Origin of the sequence: Treponema sp. UBA753, from assembly GCF_002297325.1 — a bacterium.
In the GTDB taxonomy this organism is placed as follows: Bacteria; Spirochaetota; Spirochaetia; order Treponematales; family Treponemataceae; genus Treponema_D.
Genome location: NZ_DBKJ01000131.1, coordinates 4,048 through 18,774, shown reverse-complemented (window position 1 = coordinate 18,774; position 14,727 = coordinate 4,048). Strand labels below are relative to the sequence as shown.

Genomic DNA, 14,727 nt, shown 5'->3' with positions numbered 1-14,727 from the left:
TGATTACCGCCACAGGAAAAACAATCGCAGAAAATATTGCCGGCGTAAAAAACCGCAATCCTGAAATCCTTCGCCCGATTGAAAATCCGTTCAGCGACAACGGCGGAATTGCGATTCTGTTCGGAAACCTTGCGCCGAACGGAACAGTTGTAAAACGATCAGCCTGCGCTCCTGAGCTTATGCACCACACAGGACCTGCGCGCGTGTTCAACGATGAAAGTGAGGCAATGGAAGCTGTCCAGAAGTCCCAGATTAAGCCGGGCGATGTTGTTGTAATCCGTTACGAAGGTCCGAAAGGCGGTCCTGGAATGCGTGAGATGCTTGCGGTTACAGCGGCTCTTGCAGGCCAGGGCTTGGACAAGCAGGTTGCGCTTATCACCGATGGACGATTCAGCGGTGCTACACGTGGCGCTTCTCTTGGACACTGTTCGCCTGAAGCGGCTGTTGGCGGTCCGATTGCGCTTGTTCAGGAAGGCGACAAAATTACTTTGGACATAAACAACTACAAAATCCATCTTGAAGTAAGCGACGAGGAACTTGCCGCACGCAAGGCAAAATGGGTTGCCCCAGAGCCAAAAGTAAAAACCGGCTATCTGGCGCGCTACGCAAAATTGGTAAGTTCTGCCGATAAGGGAGCAATTCTACAGTAAAAATAGTTGTGTGAGTTTATCGAAAGATAAACTCAGTAAGCAGACGCAGGCTGCGACTAAATAAAAATGCAATTCTTCAGTAAATAAAAAAAACAGAAAGGAATATTAAGAAATGAAAATTACAGGTTCACAAGTTGTTATAGAATGTCTTATAGAGCAGGGAGTTGATACTGTTTTTGGTTATCCGGGCGGAAACATTCTTAACATTTATGACGCTCTTTATAAGAATTCAGGCAGAATAAATCACATATTAACTGCGCACGAACAAGGTGCTGCCCACGCCGCAGACGGATATGCCCGTGCAACAGGAAGAGTCGGAGTGTGCATGGCAACAAGCGGTCCTGGTGCTACAAACCTTGTAACTGGAATCGCAACTGCGTATATGGATTCAAGTCCGATTATCGCAATTACTTGCAATGTTCCAAACAATCTTTTGGGAAAAGATACGTTTCAGGAAATCGACATTACAGGCGTAACTATGCCTATTACAAAGCAGAACTTCATGGTTCGCGATGTAAAGGATTTGGCAAAAACTATCCGTGAAGCTTTTTTCATTGCAAAGACCGGTCGTCCTGGTCCTGTTCTGATTGATATTTTAAAAGATGTTACTGCTGCGGAAGTTGAATTTGAGCCGCTTTCAAAAGAAAATGAGCGAAACGGCATTCTTATAGAAAATCATTCAAATTTAAAAAGAATTGCTGAAATAAATATTCCATCAGAAGAGAATATAAAAAAAGTTGCAGAGCTGATAAACAATTCAAAGCGTCCTTTTATTTATGCTGGCGGCGGAATCGGAATAAGCGGTGCAGAAAAAGAGCTTCTTGAGCTTGCAGAAAAAGCAAATATTCCTGTAAGTGAAAGTCTTATGGCGCGCTCTTCATTCCCGGCAACTCATCCGTTATGCACTTGGATGATTGGAATGCACGGAACAAAAGCAAGCAATATGGGCGTTACAGAATGCGATCTTTTGATTTCTCTTGGCTCAAGATTCAGCGACCGTGTTATTTTGGATTCTTCTAAATTTGCACAGAACGCAAAAGTTGTTCACATTGATATTGACCCTGCGGAAATTAATAAAAATATTCCGGCTTACACATCTCTTGTTGGAGATTTAAAGCAAATCCTTGGCCGTCTTATTCCTTCTGTTGAAAAAAAAGAACGCAAAGAATGGATTGAGCAAATTCAAGCATGGAAAAAGGAATATCCTGAATGCTATGACAAAAAGCCAGAGCATTCTATAAATCCAAAATTTATCTGCGAATGCATAAACAAAATTGCAGGTGAAAATACTTTTATCACAACTGAAGTTGGACAGCATCAGATGTGGGCTGCTCAGTTTTATCCATTTACAAAGCCTAGAACTTTTATAACTTCCGGCGGACTTGGAACAATGGGGTTTGGAACTGGAGCGGCAATGGGCGTTCAGTTTTCGGACAAAAATAACCGTGTTGTTCATATTGCAGGCGATGGCTCATTCCGCATGAACTGCAACGAACTTGCGACAATTCAGCATTATAATCTTCCGATTGTAATTATTGTTGTGAACAATCACGCGCTCGGAAATGTAAGAATGTGGCAGCGTCTTTTCTACGGAAAAAGATTCAGCCAGACAACTCTTGACTTTGGACCTGACTGGTGCAAGCTTGCCGATGCTTACGGAATTAAAGGTTACAAGGCGAGCAATGCAAAGGAATTTGAAAAAGTTTTCAAGGAAGCTTTTGATGCAAAAAAACCGGCTGTAATCGATGCTGAAGTTGACATTGACGAAATGGTGCTCCCTATGGTTCCAGGCGGAAAACCTATTTACGACATGATTATGAAACTCAGCGAAGAGGTTATGAACTGATATGAAAAAGGAGCTCAGAGGGGAAGAGCGTTTTAATGAAATTGGACGCATTGATTGTGAACGTATCTGCGCCTTGCCCGGAGTTCTTGAAGATATAAGTATGTCTGGATTCAGTGCGCATTTTCCAAATCCTGTCTTTGTAGATGCGGAAGATGAGTATACTGTTTTTATAACTTTTTCTCGGCAGGATTTTTCACGTCCGCTTGAATTTGTCTGTGTTCCAAAATGGAAAAAAGAAGACGAAAGTGAAACTGAAATTGGATTTAAAATTTTGCGTTCTCCGGATTCTCCTGCATTGGCTTCTTTTATAAACAGCCTTCAGGAAAGTTCCGAGGAAAATCCTGATCTTGCTGACATGATTATTTCTCCAGAAGCGGAATTTGTAAAATGAGCACTTCAATAGAAAAAATTTCAGGCGCGGCGTTTCTTCCTTTTCCAGAAATGGATGGAATTCTAAGAGACGAGCTAAAAGAACGTTTTTCTGTTTCTATGGAAAATGCTGTTGCTTACGGAGAACTTCTTTATATTCCTGACTACAACATAAAAAATTCTGACGGAAGTTTTAAAGTTCCTTATTTTTGCAGAAGCGCGATGCTTGAGCCTTTCATTTTGAAATTTGATTCAATTGGAGAAGCTAGCGGCGAACTGAAAAAAATTCAGCGTTCTTGGGCTTCATGCAGTTCCACTTGTTTTAGAAGAGCCGCATTGATTCAGGAAAAACTTCCGTATATAAATTTCAAACCCAAAAATTTTCCGGTAAAACTCCCTGCATCTGAAATTGGACTTTTTTGTTTGCTTGATAAAGGCACGATGATTGCTTCTGCAAAAACTTCCAGTTCACTTCCTGCAGGAAAAATTTCATTTATAGAAGATCACGAAAATCCTCCGAGCCGGGCGTATTTAAAAATTCAAGAAAGCCTTTCTGTTGCAGACAGCATTTTTGGCTGCGGACTTCCTTCTGCTTCTTCAAGATGCTTTGAAGCTGGAGCGTGTCCCGGCGGCTGGACTTATGTTCTTGTGAATTTAGGCGCAAAAGTTTTTGCAGTTGACAGGAGCGAACTTGTTCCGTCTTTAATGAAAAATCCGCTTGTGGAATTTTTGGCGCATGACGCTTTCACATTGAAGTCTGAATCGCTTGGAGAATTCGATTGGGTTTTCAGCGATGTGATTTGCTATCCTGAGCGTCTTCTTGAATGGATAAAGATGTGGATTGAAAGCGGAAAAACTAAAAAGATGATCTGCACAATAAAAATGCAAGGAAAAACTGACTGGAATTTGATTTCAAAGTTTGAAGAAATTCCAGACAGTAAAGTTATTCATTTAAATTACAATAAGCATGAATTGACTTTTATACATTGCGAAAAATCTTAAAGTTTTCCGCCTTCAACTACAAGAGCATCTGCGTCAGATTCTGCTCCGTAAGTCGAACGAAGAGTTGCTTCATAGTCGGCATGGAAGAAGTTTTCTTTTCCAAGCTCTACTATTTCATTGTTGAGCCATTCAAGCAAACTTGAATTTCCTTTTTGAACTGCGGCGGCAATTGTGTCAAGTTCTCCAAGGCTTTCTATTCCGACTTTATATCCAGGATTTTCCAAAGCCCAGGCAAGAACTTCTGTGTTGTCTGTTGACATTCCAGCTCCTCTTCCATCAAGAAGCGCAGCATAGGCTTCTGCATACTGATCGAATTTTAAAAGCTCAACTTCTGGATAATTTTTTGTAAAGTAAGTTTCAGCTGTTGTTCCTTTGCTGATTATAAGTTTTTTTCCAATCAAGTCTTCCGGCTTTGTAACAAGAGCTGATTCCGGTGAAACAACTCCAAGAGCAACTTTCATATACGGAAGAGCAAAGTCAACTTTTTCCGCACGTTCTGGAGTTACAGTGAAATTTGCAAGAACAATGTCAACTTTTCCTGTAACAAGAAATTCAACGCGGCTTGCGGCTTCAACTGGAACATATTTTACTTTTACGCCGAGGTCTTTTGCAATGCGGTTTCCAAAGTAAACATCGTAGCCTTGATATTCGCCATATTCATCAACGTATCCAAAAGGCTTTTTGTCGCTGAATACTGCAATTTTTATTTCTCCGCTTTTCTTTATCTGCTCAACAGTTCTTGCGGAAGTTTTATTTTCTTTTGTGCAAGCTGAAAATAAACTAAGAACTGCTGCAATTCCGGCGGCAAGAATAATTCCTTTTTTTGTTTTCATACTTCTACCTCTTTTGTTTAAGATAGAATAAACATACTTATTTGATAGGAAAATGTCAAGCGCAATTTCAAGTATTTTTTACTTTGTCGAACATAAAGGCTTTTAAGAATTTTCTGGCGCGTTCAGTTTTCGGATTGTTAAAGAACTGTTCTGGCTTTGATATTTCTACAATTTTTCCTTCGTCAATGAAAACAATTCTGTCTGCAACTGCACGGGCAAATTCCAGCTGATGGGTTACAATTACCATCGTGCGTCCTTCTTTTGCAAGGTTTACCATTACGTCCAGAACTTCGCGCACCATTTCAGGGTCAAGAGCCGCTGTAACTTCATCGAACAAAAGAACTTCTGGGTGCATGCAAAGCGCGCGGACAATAGCGACTCTCTGTTTCTGACCGCCGGAAAGTTCTCTTGGATACGAATCTTTTTTTTCAAGAAGTCCGACTCTTTCAAGCCACAGCTCCGCTTCTTTTTTCACTTCATCTGCTTTTCTTCCCTGCGCTTTTAAAGGTCCAAGCAAAATATTTTTTTCAACAGTTAAATGTGGAAACAAATCGTAGCTTTGAAAAACCATTCCTATTTTTTGGCGGATTAAATGCATATTCTTTTTTCTGTTGCTGATTATTTCGCCGTCTAAAAGAATTTCACCTTGCTGAATTTCTTCAAGTCCGTTTATGCATCTTAGAAGCGTGCTTTTTCCGCATCCGGAAGGTCCTAAAATTACAACGACTTCTCCGCGTTCAACTTCAAGTGAAACTCCGTTTAAAATTCCGCCGACTTTTGGGAATTCTTTTTTTATGTCTTTTATTTCTAGCAAGCTCATTTTTTTCTCCAAAGTTTTAATTGTCTTTTTGGCGTTTTTCAAGTTTTCCTGCAAGAATCGAAAGCGGCCAACAAACTATAAAGTACATGAAAAAAATAACAGCGTAAACTGCTATTGCGGCTGTGGGAACTGTAAGCCGGTTTGCGTCAATTATTTGCTGACCAATTTTTACAACTTCGATTACACCGACAAAAACTACAATAGAAGTTGTCTTTATCATTCTTGTAATTAAATTCATTGCAAGCGGAATAAGCCGTCTCAAAGTCTGTGGAATGATTACGTAAATGTAAATCTGCTTTTCATTAAGTCCGATTGATTTTGCGCTTTCGTATTGATGACGCGGAATGCTTTCAAGCGCGCCTCTCACAAGGTCTCCCATTTCCGCAGTTCCCCAAAGCGTGAACACTAGAACAGATGCCGCTTCTCCGCTGATTGAAATTCCGAATGCTCTTGTAAGTCCGAAGTACGCCAAAAAAAGTAAAACGAGCTGAGGCATAATGCGCATGAACTCAAGATAAATTTTGCAGATAATTTGGAGCGGCTTTATTTTTACAGTCATAAGCGCGCCGAGCAAAAATCCAAGTATAATTGAAAAAACTACGGAAACTGCCGCGATTTCAATTGTAACAAGAAGTCCCTGCAAAAGACGCAGAAAATTTTTACCCATGAAAATTACGTTGAATGAATTTGTAATTGAATCAAGCATTTCCGAACTGTGCATAGCGGAGCTTCCTTTCTGCAAATGAACTTAAAATTGTTATTGGCAAAAGCAAAATAAAATATGAAACGACCAAAAGGAAAAGTGCTTCTTCTGTTTTGTAATAAAGACCGATTAAATCTTTTGCAATGTACATAAGGTCTGCAAGTGCGACTGCGCTGAACATTGAAGTTTCTTTTATAAGGAACATTGTGTTTGCGCAAATTCCCGGTATGGAAACTGAAAACGCCTGCGGAAGAATTACAAATCTCGCAATTTGAAATTCTGTAAGCCCGATGCATCTTCCTGATTCAAGCTGAATTCTTCCGACTGTTTCAAGCGAGCTTCTGAATGTTTCTGCCATGTAGCTTCCGCCTAAAAAAGTCAAACCTATTATTCCGCATTGTTCAGAAGAAAGTTTTATTCCCATTTTCGGAAAAGCAAAGTACAAAAAAAACAATTGGATTAACAATGGCGTGTTCCGTGAAAGCTCTGTGTATGCTTTTACAATTTCTTTTGCAACAGGAATTTTCCAATAGCGGATTACAGCACAAAAAAGTCCAAGCGCAATTGAAAGAACAACTCCTGCAAGCCCGGCTTTTAAAGTCAGAATCGCAGCTTTTTCGTACAGAGGAATCACTTGATGAATAAAGCCAAAGTCCATAATTCCTATAAGTCTAATTGGAAAAGAAATATTGGTCAACAGACTTTCGCTTTAAAAATTTCCTCTGAATTATTTATCCATTATTGTGATTTCAACGCGGCGGTTTCTTGATTTGCCTTCTTCTGTTCTATTGGTTGCGATTGGGCGTTCTGCTCCAAAGCCTTGCGTGAATACATGGAATCTGTCTCGCACGTTTAGTCCAATTAAATATTCTGCCACTGCGCTTGCTCTTTCTTCACTTAGAATTTTCCGCATTTTTTCTGTTCCTGCAAGTGCTGTGTGTCCCGTAACTAAAATGTCGTTGTCAGGCCAGCTTTCAAGGATTTTTGCAATCTGCTGAATTTTAAGTTTTTCGCTTTCCAAGAGTACTGCGCTGTCCGGCTCAAACTGAATGTTTTCTATTGCGATTGTAAGTCCCTTTTCATCCGGCTTTACGGTAACATTTTCAAGTCCAAGTTCTTTTATTTTTTTCTGCACGGAAGAAATGTTTTCTGTTGTATTTGTCCTTGCAAATTCTGTAACTTCTGCATGGGCAGTTCCTCTAAATTCAAAAATATTTCCTGCGGCAGTTTCTATAGAAATTCTGAAAGACTCGGTGTAGTGGTCAATTGCGCCCTTTTCGTTGTCCCAAAAAATTGTCTCGTCACTGAATCCACGAGTTGTAACTGGATAGTCATCAAGCTCATAATTTTGTATCGGAGGATTTTCCATATACATTGTGTAGCGTACTCTTATTTTATAAAGCCCGGAATTTTCATCGCGTCCCTCGTAAGTGTATTCGGCGTTGAATGGAACTTTGTACGGTTTTTCAATTCCAAATCCTTTTCTTAAGTCGTGGGCTTCGTGTCCTTTTGCACTCCATTTTTCTCCCGGTAAAATTTCTTTGTTTGGAAAAATCGGAACATCGCGCACAGTCGGCATAAAATATTCGTCTGCGATTGTGTAAGTTCCGTTTTTGCTTCTTTTAAAAATGCTTTTGTAATCTTTTCCGTAAGAAAATCTTGCGCCTGTGTAAGTTCCTGTGGAATCTTCCGTTGTCATAAAAATGCAGTCGTGGATTCCTTGTCCGTCTTTTGTTACGTCTGTAATTTCCGCGGAAACTCTATTTACGATTATTGAATGGTGGCTTTTGCGGTGATTTACAAAAATGTCTTCGTCAACTGTTGAAAGAATTCTGTAGCGGTCGCCTTTCTGATATTTAAATTCAAACTTAACGCTTTCTGTATTTTCCTGTGCAAAAAGTGAAGATGCAAAAATTAACAAAACTGAAATCAATAAGATTTTTCTTTTCATGCTGATATGATAAAATTGAATCATGGAAATTTCAACAGTGCATGAACTTTTAAACGGAAAATTTATTTTTTGCATTTCAATGATTTGCATGATGCTAATTGGCTTTGTTTTGGGACGGATTGTGCAAAAGTTAAAAACGGTTTCAGAATTTAAGAAGCAAAGAAAAGATGCCGTGAACAGAAGCCGTTCAGTTTTGGGCGGACAGTTCAGTGAGCAGATTGCGCCGTTTTTGCCAGGTTTTCCGTGCAATCCAGGCGATGTGCGTTTTGTTGGAAAGCCTATTGATTTTGTTGCTTTTCCTGGAAGCGCAGAAGGCAATGATATAGAAGAAATTTATTTTATAGAAGTAAAGTCAGGGCAGAGCAAGCTAAGTCCGCGGGAAAAACAAATCAAGCTGGCAATAGAACAGGGCAGAGTGAAATATCTTGAATATAGAATTCCCGGCGGAAGTGGCAAGGTTTAAAACTTCTAGCTGTTGATTTTGCTCAAGTTTTCTACAAGAAGTTTTTCGCATTGCTCTTTTGGCATTGGTTTTCCAAGCAGGAATCCTTGGATTGTGCGGCAGTTGAATTTCTGAATCATTTTCAACTGCTCTTCATTTTCAACACCTTCAGCAATTGTGTTCAATCCCATTTTTGAAACAAGAGAAATAATGCTTTCTGTAAGGTTCGCTTCAAATCCGTCTTTTGCCGCAATATTCGAAACAAACGACTTGTCAATTTTTAAAGTTGTAAGAGGCAGAAGCTGTAAGTATCTTAATGAAGAATATCCTGTTCCAAAGTCATCGAGCGAAAGTCCCACGCCTTGCTCTCTTATTTTGTTCAGTTTGGATATTGTGTCTTCCACGTTGTCAATAAGAACGCCTTCTGTAATTTTAATTTCAAGATGCTTTTTGTCTATTCCTGATTTTTCAATTTTCTTAAACAGCTTTTCAATAAAATCTTCTTGAACAAACTGAACTGGAGAAACATTCACAGACATTATTCCGTTGAAGCTGAATTTCATTTCTCATTCTTTGATTGTTGCAAGAGCGGTTGTCATAACCCAGTCTCCAAGCGGAAGAACAAGATGAGTTTCTTCAGCAAGCGGAATGAACTGTTCAGGACTTATCCAGCCTAAGTCGCTGTCGTACCATCTAAGAAGCGCTTCAAATCCACGAAGTTCTTTTGTCTTTGCGTCAAACTGCGGCTGATAATAAAGTTGAAAATTTCTGCTTGCCATTGCCTTTGACATTTTTGTTTCTATATTTAGCTTGCTTAGGAATTTTTCCTGCATGAGCGAATGGAAGCAGGCGACATTATTTTTACCGTTTTTCTTTGCTTCTATTTTTGCCATGTCAGCGAACTTTAAAAGGTCTTCGGATTTTTTTGAGTCGTCCGGGAAGATTGCAATTCCGCCTGAAATTCCAATTCCTTCCGCATTTAAAAAACGAAGGGCTTTCTTTGAAATTTCTATAGCTTCATCGCGGTCTTTTATATTTTTGTACAAAAGCACAAATTCATCTCCGCCGAATCTTGTTGCGGTAACCGTTTTTGACTCCATGAGCTTGAGAATTGTTGCAACTTGCTTTAAAAGCTCATCGCCTGCATTATGTCCTCTTGAGTCATTGATGTCTTTCATGTTGTCAATGTCGAACAAAAGAATTCCAAACTTTTCATCTTTTTCAGTTGCTTCTTTTATCTGAACTTTCATCATTGTAGAAAGCCATGCGCGGTTGTAAAGGTCGGTAAGGGAATCGTGATATGCCGCAAATAAAAGCTGTTCATTCAGCTGCTGAATATTCTTTAGCTGAGAATCCAAATTCAGTCTGCTTGATTTTAGCTGATTTGTTACTTCTTCAAGTTTTTTGTTCTGCTCGCTCAGTGCTGACTCGTATTCTTTTGCCTGAGAAACATTTGTCAGCGAAACCGCAACGTAATCGCCCGGAACACATTTTGCAACAAGCTGAATCCATATAGAAAAATTATGCGAGTAAAAAGTTTCTTCAATTGTCTTTTTTGTTTTTATAGTTTCAACCGCCATATCAAACCAGCTTATGTCTTGGCTGATTTTTTCTTTGAAACTTGAAAACAGAACGTCTTCCTTTATAAAATTTTTTGTAAGGCTTCTGAAACATTCATTCACGTAGACAATTGAGAAGTCCGTTATTTTTTCGTCCTGCTTTACTGGAGCTGCAATAATAACCGCAGCCGGAATTGTGTCCAAGATAGTTTTATATTCAGAAAGTTCAAGCATAAAATTCCTTTACATTTTTTAATTGAAAGTGTTGAAAAAAACTTTTGTAAGTCTTTAACAGCATTGAAAGTTTATTCCCAGCCGAATGTTGCAGGCGGCTTGTTTGTGAGATCAAAAAATATTGCATCAACATAAGACAGCTTTGAAATTTCCTGCACAATCTCCATAAGAAGATCCTGCGGAAGCTGCGCGAATCTTGCCGTCATTACATCTTCTGAGCAAAGCGGGCGCAACACAAAACTGCATCTTTCCTTTGACGAAGCGTAAGGCAAATTGATTGTAAGATGCTGGAAAATTTTATTGTACCAGCCGCTTTTATGAAGAGCGGTAAGAACTATGTCGTCAGCATCACGTGTCTGATCCAATTTGTTTTTTGTGCAGTAACCTTCCTGAAGCTTTAAGTCTTCGTCTTTTACAAAAGGATTTTGCCACAAGCGGATTATCGTTCTGTTTATAAATGACGCGCTGTTTGTAATCTGACTTGAGGCTGCTTCAAGTTTTTCCCATTTTTTTGGAAGATGATAAAAGCCATTTTCCGTTTTTGCAAAGCTGATTACAGACGGAAATCTGTAAGTGCGGAAGTCTCCCTGAACGCCTACGGATTTTACAGGCAGAATATATTTTTCAAGACTTGCAGAACATTTTGCGCAGAACATTTCAAGCTGAACCTTTGAAAATTCTTCCTGCGCTTTTTTAAATTCTTCTTTGTCATTGTCCGCCATTGTTCCGTTGGAACAAAGCACATTGATGCTCAGTCCAGGTCCGGGGAAAGGATGGCGCATTACAAGCTCGTCTTCAAGCCCGAGTTTTTTTCCAATTGCGCGAACTTCATCTTTATATAAATCTTTTAAAGGCTCAATAATCAAGCCTTTTTCAATTAGCTTTTGTATTCCGTCTACGCGGTTATGATGAGTTTTTATAACATTTGAATTTTTTGTTCCGCCGCTTTCAATGATGTCCGGATACAAAGTTCCCTGCGCCAAAAGCCATTTGTCTTCATCAAGCTTTTGCTTTGCCACAACTTCATTGCGCACTGTAATAAAATTTTCGCCAATAGCCATTCGTTTTTTCTGCGGGTCGGTAAGATTTTCTACAGCCTTTAAAAAACTTTTGCTTGCGTCTTCAACAATGAAATTTGAAAATCCATGGCTTTTGTATGCCTCTTCAACTTTCTTGCTTTCATTCTTGCGCATAAAGCCATTGTCAATGTGAAGTCCCAAAACTCTTTCCTGCCCCAACGCCTTGTTTAAAAGCGCGAACGCAACAGTGGAATCAACTCCGCCGCTTAAAAAGAGAAGAACATTTTTGCCATTTGCCTGATTTTTTATGGAATCGATTATGTGATTTAGAACTGTGTCCTGATCCCAGTTTTTTTCCATTCCGCAGAACTTCGCAAAGTTTTCAAGAATTTTATTTCCGCAAGGTGTGTCCTTTACTTCGCAGTGGAACTGAAGACTGAAACGTTTTTTTTCAAGATTCTGAAGCGCGGCGAATTCGCAGTCTTTTGTTGAACCGACAGTTTCAAAGTCGTCTCCTGGCTTTACAACAGCATCCTGATGGCTCATCCAAACTTGCTGAGGACTTTCAATTTCTTCAAACAGCGGGCATTTTATATTTTGATTAAGTTCTAAAGTTGCAAATCCGAATTCTCCAACTAAAGCTTTTTGAGCTTTTCCATTGTAGCCGGTTTGAACTACATAATGTCCGTAGCAAAGACCAAGGATTGGAATATCAAGCTTAAGAATTTCAGAATTGAATTCAGGAGCATTTTTATCATAGATACTGGACGGACCTCCGCTAAGCACAATTCCTTTTGCATTTTTGAATGTTTCAAGCCCGGCGGAAGGCAAGGCGATTTCTGAATAATAACCCATCATGCGGAATCTTTTTGCAATAAGGTGGGCATACTGGCTTCCAAAATCTAAAACAACAATTTTTAAACGTTCCATGAAATACAATTATATCTCATATCCATGTTTTAGCCAAGTTAAAAGGAATTTTATTCTTGGACTGAAAAAGTTCTCTTGGAGTATTTTCTTATTTGAGAAAGAGCCTTTACTCCGATTTTTGGATTTTTTTCTATGAGCTTTTGGAATACGGAATAAGGGATTTTTATGACTTTTGATTTTCCAATTGAAACTGCGTCTTCCTGCCGGTGCTTCTTTAAAAGACATTCTCCCTCGCCAAAAAACGCGCCTTGATTTAAAACCTGCCCTTCATTTTTGTGGATAAGCAAAATGCTTCCGCTTGCAATGTAAAAACAGAATTCGCTTTTTGAATTTTTTCTGTATACAAAATTTCCGTCGTCAAAATTTAATGCGTGGGAATTTTTCTTAAGAAGAAAATACGGATTTATAAAAAGAAACCGCTTTATGTTTGAAAAGAATTTTCCGTCTTGTTTTTCAGGAAGAAGATAAAGCTCGCACAAAAGCAACGTTTCAAAAAACTGATAGACATAAAGCCACTGCGCAAAAAAGAAAAAAATTATAAAGAAAAAAAACACGCCCATGAGAATTACAATAATGTTGCTTAAAACTCCGTAGACCATGTTGTAACGGTTTATGTTCACAAACAGGTGAAAGACTTTTGTAAGAATCCAGAACGAAGCGCAAGTTCCTGCTGAAGACAAAATGCTTATTCCCCAGGACGGATTTGTTCTGCTTCCGAATTTATATGTGAATGCAGTTGCGGCAAATAAAATTATAAACGGAACAAAACCAGCGGCTGTCTTGGAAATCAAATCGGCAATGTGATTCAGAGGCTCAAGAATTCCGTAGAACCTTGGAACGAGCACGATTGTCTTTAAGCTGATTGTTATGAAAATTATCAGTGAAAATAAAATTACAAAAAGAGCTTCTCCAGTAAAAACAAGAAACATATTTTTTACAGGACGCGATTTTGCATCTTTTCCAAAAATTCTTTTCAGCCCAACAATCACAGAACTGAAAAATCTTCTTGACATCCACACAACAGCCGCAATAATTACAACTTCAAAATTTGTAACAAGCTTAAGCGATTTCGGAAGCGAATCTTCTATGCTTATAATCTGGCTTGAAAACGGACTTGAAGAAATAAGTGCAGAAACAGTTTCCGGGGAAGCGTGCAGAACTCTAAGAAGCACAACGCAAATAATCATGCTGATTGGAACAACTGAAAGCAAAAATCCAAATGCGCAGGCAGAAGCTGAAGAAATCAAGTCATTTGAAAAAAACAAGCTTGAACTTAAATAAAGCGACTGCACAATGCTGAATAGTGAAATTTTTTTTAGCTGTTTTTTGCCTAAAGTCATGAAAAGTTATGTCCGGGCTGGCTTGAAAAAGTTGAAGGCTTGGATTTTGTTTTTGTCTTTGCCGCAAAGTTGTAGTAGTCCAGCTGCGCATAGTCAGTGTCGTCTTTGCGTTCTTCGTTTATTGAAACTATCATCTTGTCTTCAATTGTTTTAAAAACATACTGACGGATTTCGTCCTTTACAGCAGTAGGTGTTTGCGGCGCGAGGAGAAGAACCCAGATTGTTCCTTGCTCCGTTTTTTTTACTGCGAAAACAACTGCTTCTGTTACAACCTGCTTTGTTCCCAGCCTGAGCGTTACATCTTGAAGTATGTAGTTTTTTGCAATTATAAGGCTTTCAAGCCCGGCAGGAATTTTTACAGCCATTCCCACAGAACTTAAATCAAAAAGTTTGAGCTGGTGCATTTTGCTTCCGTGGTTCCAAAATAAAGACGCGTCCTTGTCGTGCATTAAATTTGCCCGGATATACTGCCGTCTTCCTTTTGCGTTTGTTTTGGCAAGAATATTCTGTATGTGCTCGGAAACTTTTTCTATTCCATCTGAAAAATCAATTACGCTGTTTTCTGAATCCGAAAATTTTGAGAACAGCTCAATTTCGTTTTGCTTTATTTTTTCGGAAATGACTGTCGCCTGAATTGTCTTGAGGCTTTCTTCTTTGTCGAAACTTCGCAGAAAATTGAACCAGGCGCCTATTGAAAGTTGCGCGTCAATATTTATAAACAGAACAGAGCCGGGATTTTTCCGCAGAAGATTTTTTGCATCGCGGTAGTTTTCGATAATGTAGACTTCGTATTCTTTTTTCCTCAGGCTGCTTATTATGTCTTTTTTTATTGCATAAGCAGGATTTAAGAAGAATATTTTTCTGCCGTACATATCAAAGTCTGTCTGTTCTGCCATTGATTCTTTCCTAGCTGATATTATAAGCCTGCTTGCTGAATTTTGCAAATTAGAAAACAAATTTGCCATACTGAACAGAATGCGCAGTATGGCTTTATTGTGGGGATGTCTCAAAAGTATCTTTTTTGTCATT

The 14,727-nt window shown here is 39.0% G+C and carries 13 protein-coding genes and 1 pseudogene; 5 read left to right on the top strand and 9 right to left on the bottom strand.

Annotated elements, in window-relative coordinates; translation table 11 throughout:
• From B4C08_RS10460 to B4C08_RS10445, 4 genes are all read left to right on the top strand, one after another.
• Positions 1 to 650: dihydroxy-acid dehydratase (locus tag B4C08_RS10460; protein WP_296665167.1), on the top strand; the 650-nt coding region annotated here is incomplete at its 5' end.
• A 112-nt stretch (positions 651 to 762) separates the two neighbouring features.
• The gene (ilvB, locus tag B4C08_RS10455) at positions 763 to 2,496 is read left to right on the top strand and encodes a biosynthetic-type acetolactate synthase large subunit (protein WP_296665165.1); all 1,734 of its coding nucleotides are present in this window, start codon (positions 763 to 765) and stop codon (positions 2,494 to 2,496) included.
• A 1-nt stretch (position 2,497) separates the two neighbouring features.
• The gene (locus B4C08_RS10450) at positions 2,498 to 2,887 is read left to right on the top strand and encodes a PilZ domain-containing protein (protein ID WP_296665164.1); all 390 of its coding nucleotides are present in this window, start codon (positions 2,498 to 2,500) and stop codon (positions 2,885 to 2,887) included.
• A complete protein-coding gene (locus B4C08_RS10445) occupies positions 2,884 to 3,867 on the top strand; it encodes an SAM-dependent methyltransferase (protein WP_296665161.1) in 984 nt (327 codons plus the stop codon). The genes B4C08_RS10450 and B4C08_RS10445 overlap by 4 nt, the downstream gene beginning before the upstream one ends.
• Here the strand turns inward: B4C08_RS10445 and B4C08_RS10440 are convergent.
• The 5 genes from B4C08_RS10440 to B4C08_RS10420 form a co-directional block, all read right to left on the bottom strand.
• Positions 3,864 to 4,700, bottom strand: coding sequence for a cysteine ABC transporter substrate-binding protein (locus tag B4C08_RS10440; RefSeq protein ID WP_295795942.1), 837 nt, complete (start codon positions 4,698 to 4,700; stop codon positions 3,864 to 3,866). The genes B4C08_RS10445 and B4C08_RS10440 overlap by 4 nt on opposite strands.
• 67 nt (positions 4,701 to 4,767) lie before the next feature.
• A complete protein-coding gene (locus B4C08_RS10435; protein ID WP_414717794.1) occupies positions 4,768 to 5,514 on the bottom strand; it encodes an amino acid ABC transporter ATP-binding protein in 747 nt (248 codons plus the stop codon).
• 22 nt (positions 5,515 to 5,536) lie between these two features.
• On the bottom strand, positions 5,537 to 6,241 hold the full coding sequence (locus B4C08_RS10430) for an amino acid ABC transporter permease (RefSeq protein ID WP_296665155.1): 705 nt from the start codon (positions 6,239 to 6,241) through the stop codon (positions 5,537 to 5,539).
• Complete coding sequence (locus B4C08_RS10425; protein ID WP_296665153.1) at positions 6,219 to 6,881, bottom strand: amino acid ABC transporter permease; 663 nt, start codon at positions 6,879 to 6,881, stop codon at positions 6,219 to 6,221. Before B4C08_RS10425 ends, B4C08_RS10430 begins: the two co-directional genes overlap by 23 nt.
• A 69-nt stretch (positions 6,882 to 6,950) precedes the next feature.
• Positions 6,951 to 8,174 carry an OmpA family protein gene (locus B4C08_RS10420; RefSeq protein ID WP_296665151.1) on the bottom strand — a complete coding sequence of 408 codons (1,224 nt, stop codon included), beginning with the start codon at positions 8,172 to 8,174 and terminating at the stop codon, positions 6,951 to 6,953.
• Between the two features lie 22 nt (positions 8,175 to 8,196).
• Here B4C08_RS10420 and B4C08_RS10415 point away from each other — a divergent pair, with 22 nt between their 5' ends.
• The gene (locus tag B4C08_RS10415; RefSeq protein WP_295795954.1) at positions 8,197 to 8,637 is read left to right on the top strand and encodes a Holliday junction resolvase-like protein; all 441 of its coding nucleotides are present in this window, start codon (positions 8,197 to 8,199) and stop codon (positions 8,635 to 8,637) included.
• A gap of 5 nt (positions 8,638 to 8,642) precedes the next feature.
• Here B4C08_RS10415 and B4C08_RS10410 read toward each other — a convergent pair.
• From B4C08_RS10410 to B4C08_RS10395, 4 genes and pseudogenes are all read right to left on the bottom strand, one after another.
• A pseudogene (locus B4C08_RS10410) lies at positions 8,643 to 10,196 on the bottom strand (putative bifunctional diguanylate cyclase/phosphodiesterase).
• Between the two features lie 284 nt (positions 10,197 to 10,480).
• Positions 10,481 to 12,358 (bottom strand): glutamine-hydrolyzing GMP synthase, encoded by a 1,878-nt coding sequence (guaA, locus tag B4C08_RS10405; RefSeq protein ID WP_296665148.1) that lies wholly within the window; start codon positions 12,356 to 12,358, stop codon positions 10,481 to 10,483.
• A 50-nt stretch (positions 12,359 to 12,408) separates the two neighbouring features.
• Positions 12,409 to 13,698 carry a YhjD/YihY/BrkB family envelope integrity protein gene (locus B4C08_RS10400; protein WP_296665146.1) on the bottom strand — a complete coding sequence of 430 codons (1,290 nt, stop codon included), beginning with the start codon at positions 13,696 to 13,698 and terminating at the stop codon, positions 12,409 to 12,411.
• Complete coding sequence (locus B4C08_RS10395; RefSeq protein ID WP_296665144.1) at positions 13,695 to 14,594, bottom strand: hypothetical protein; 900 nt, start codon at positions 14,592 to 14,594, stop codon at positions 13,695 to 13,697. Before B4C08_RS10395 ends, B4C08_RS10400 begins: the two co-directional genes overlap by 4 nt.
• Between the last annotated feature and the right edge of the window lie 133 nt (positions 14,595 to 14,727).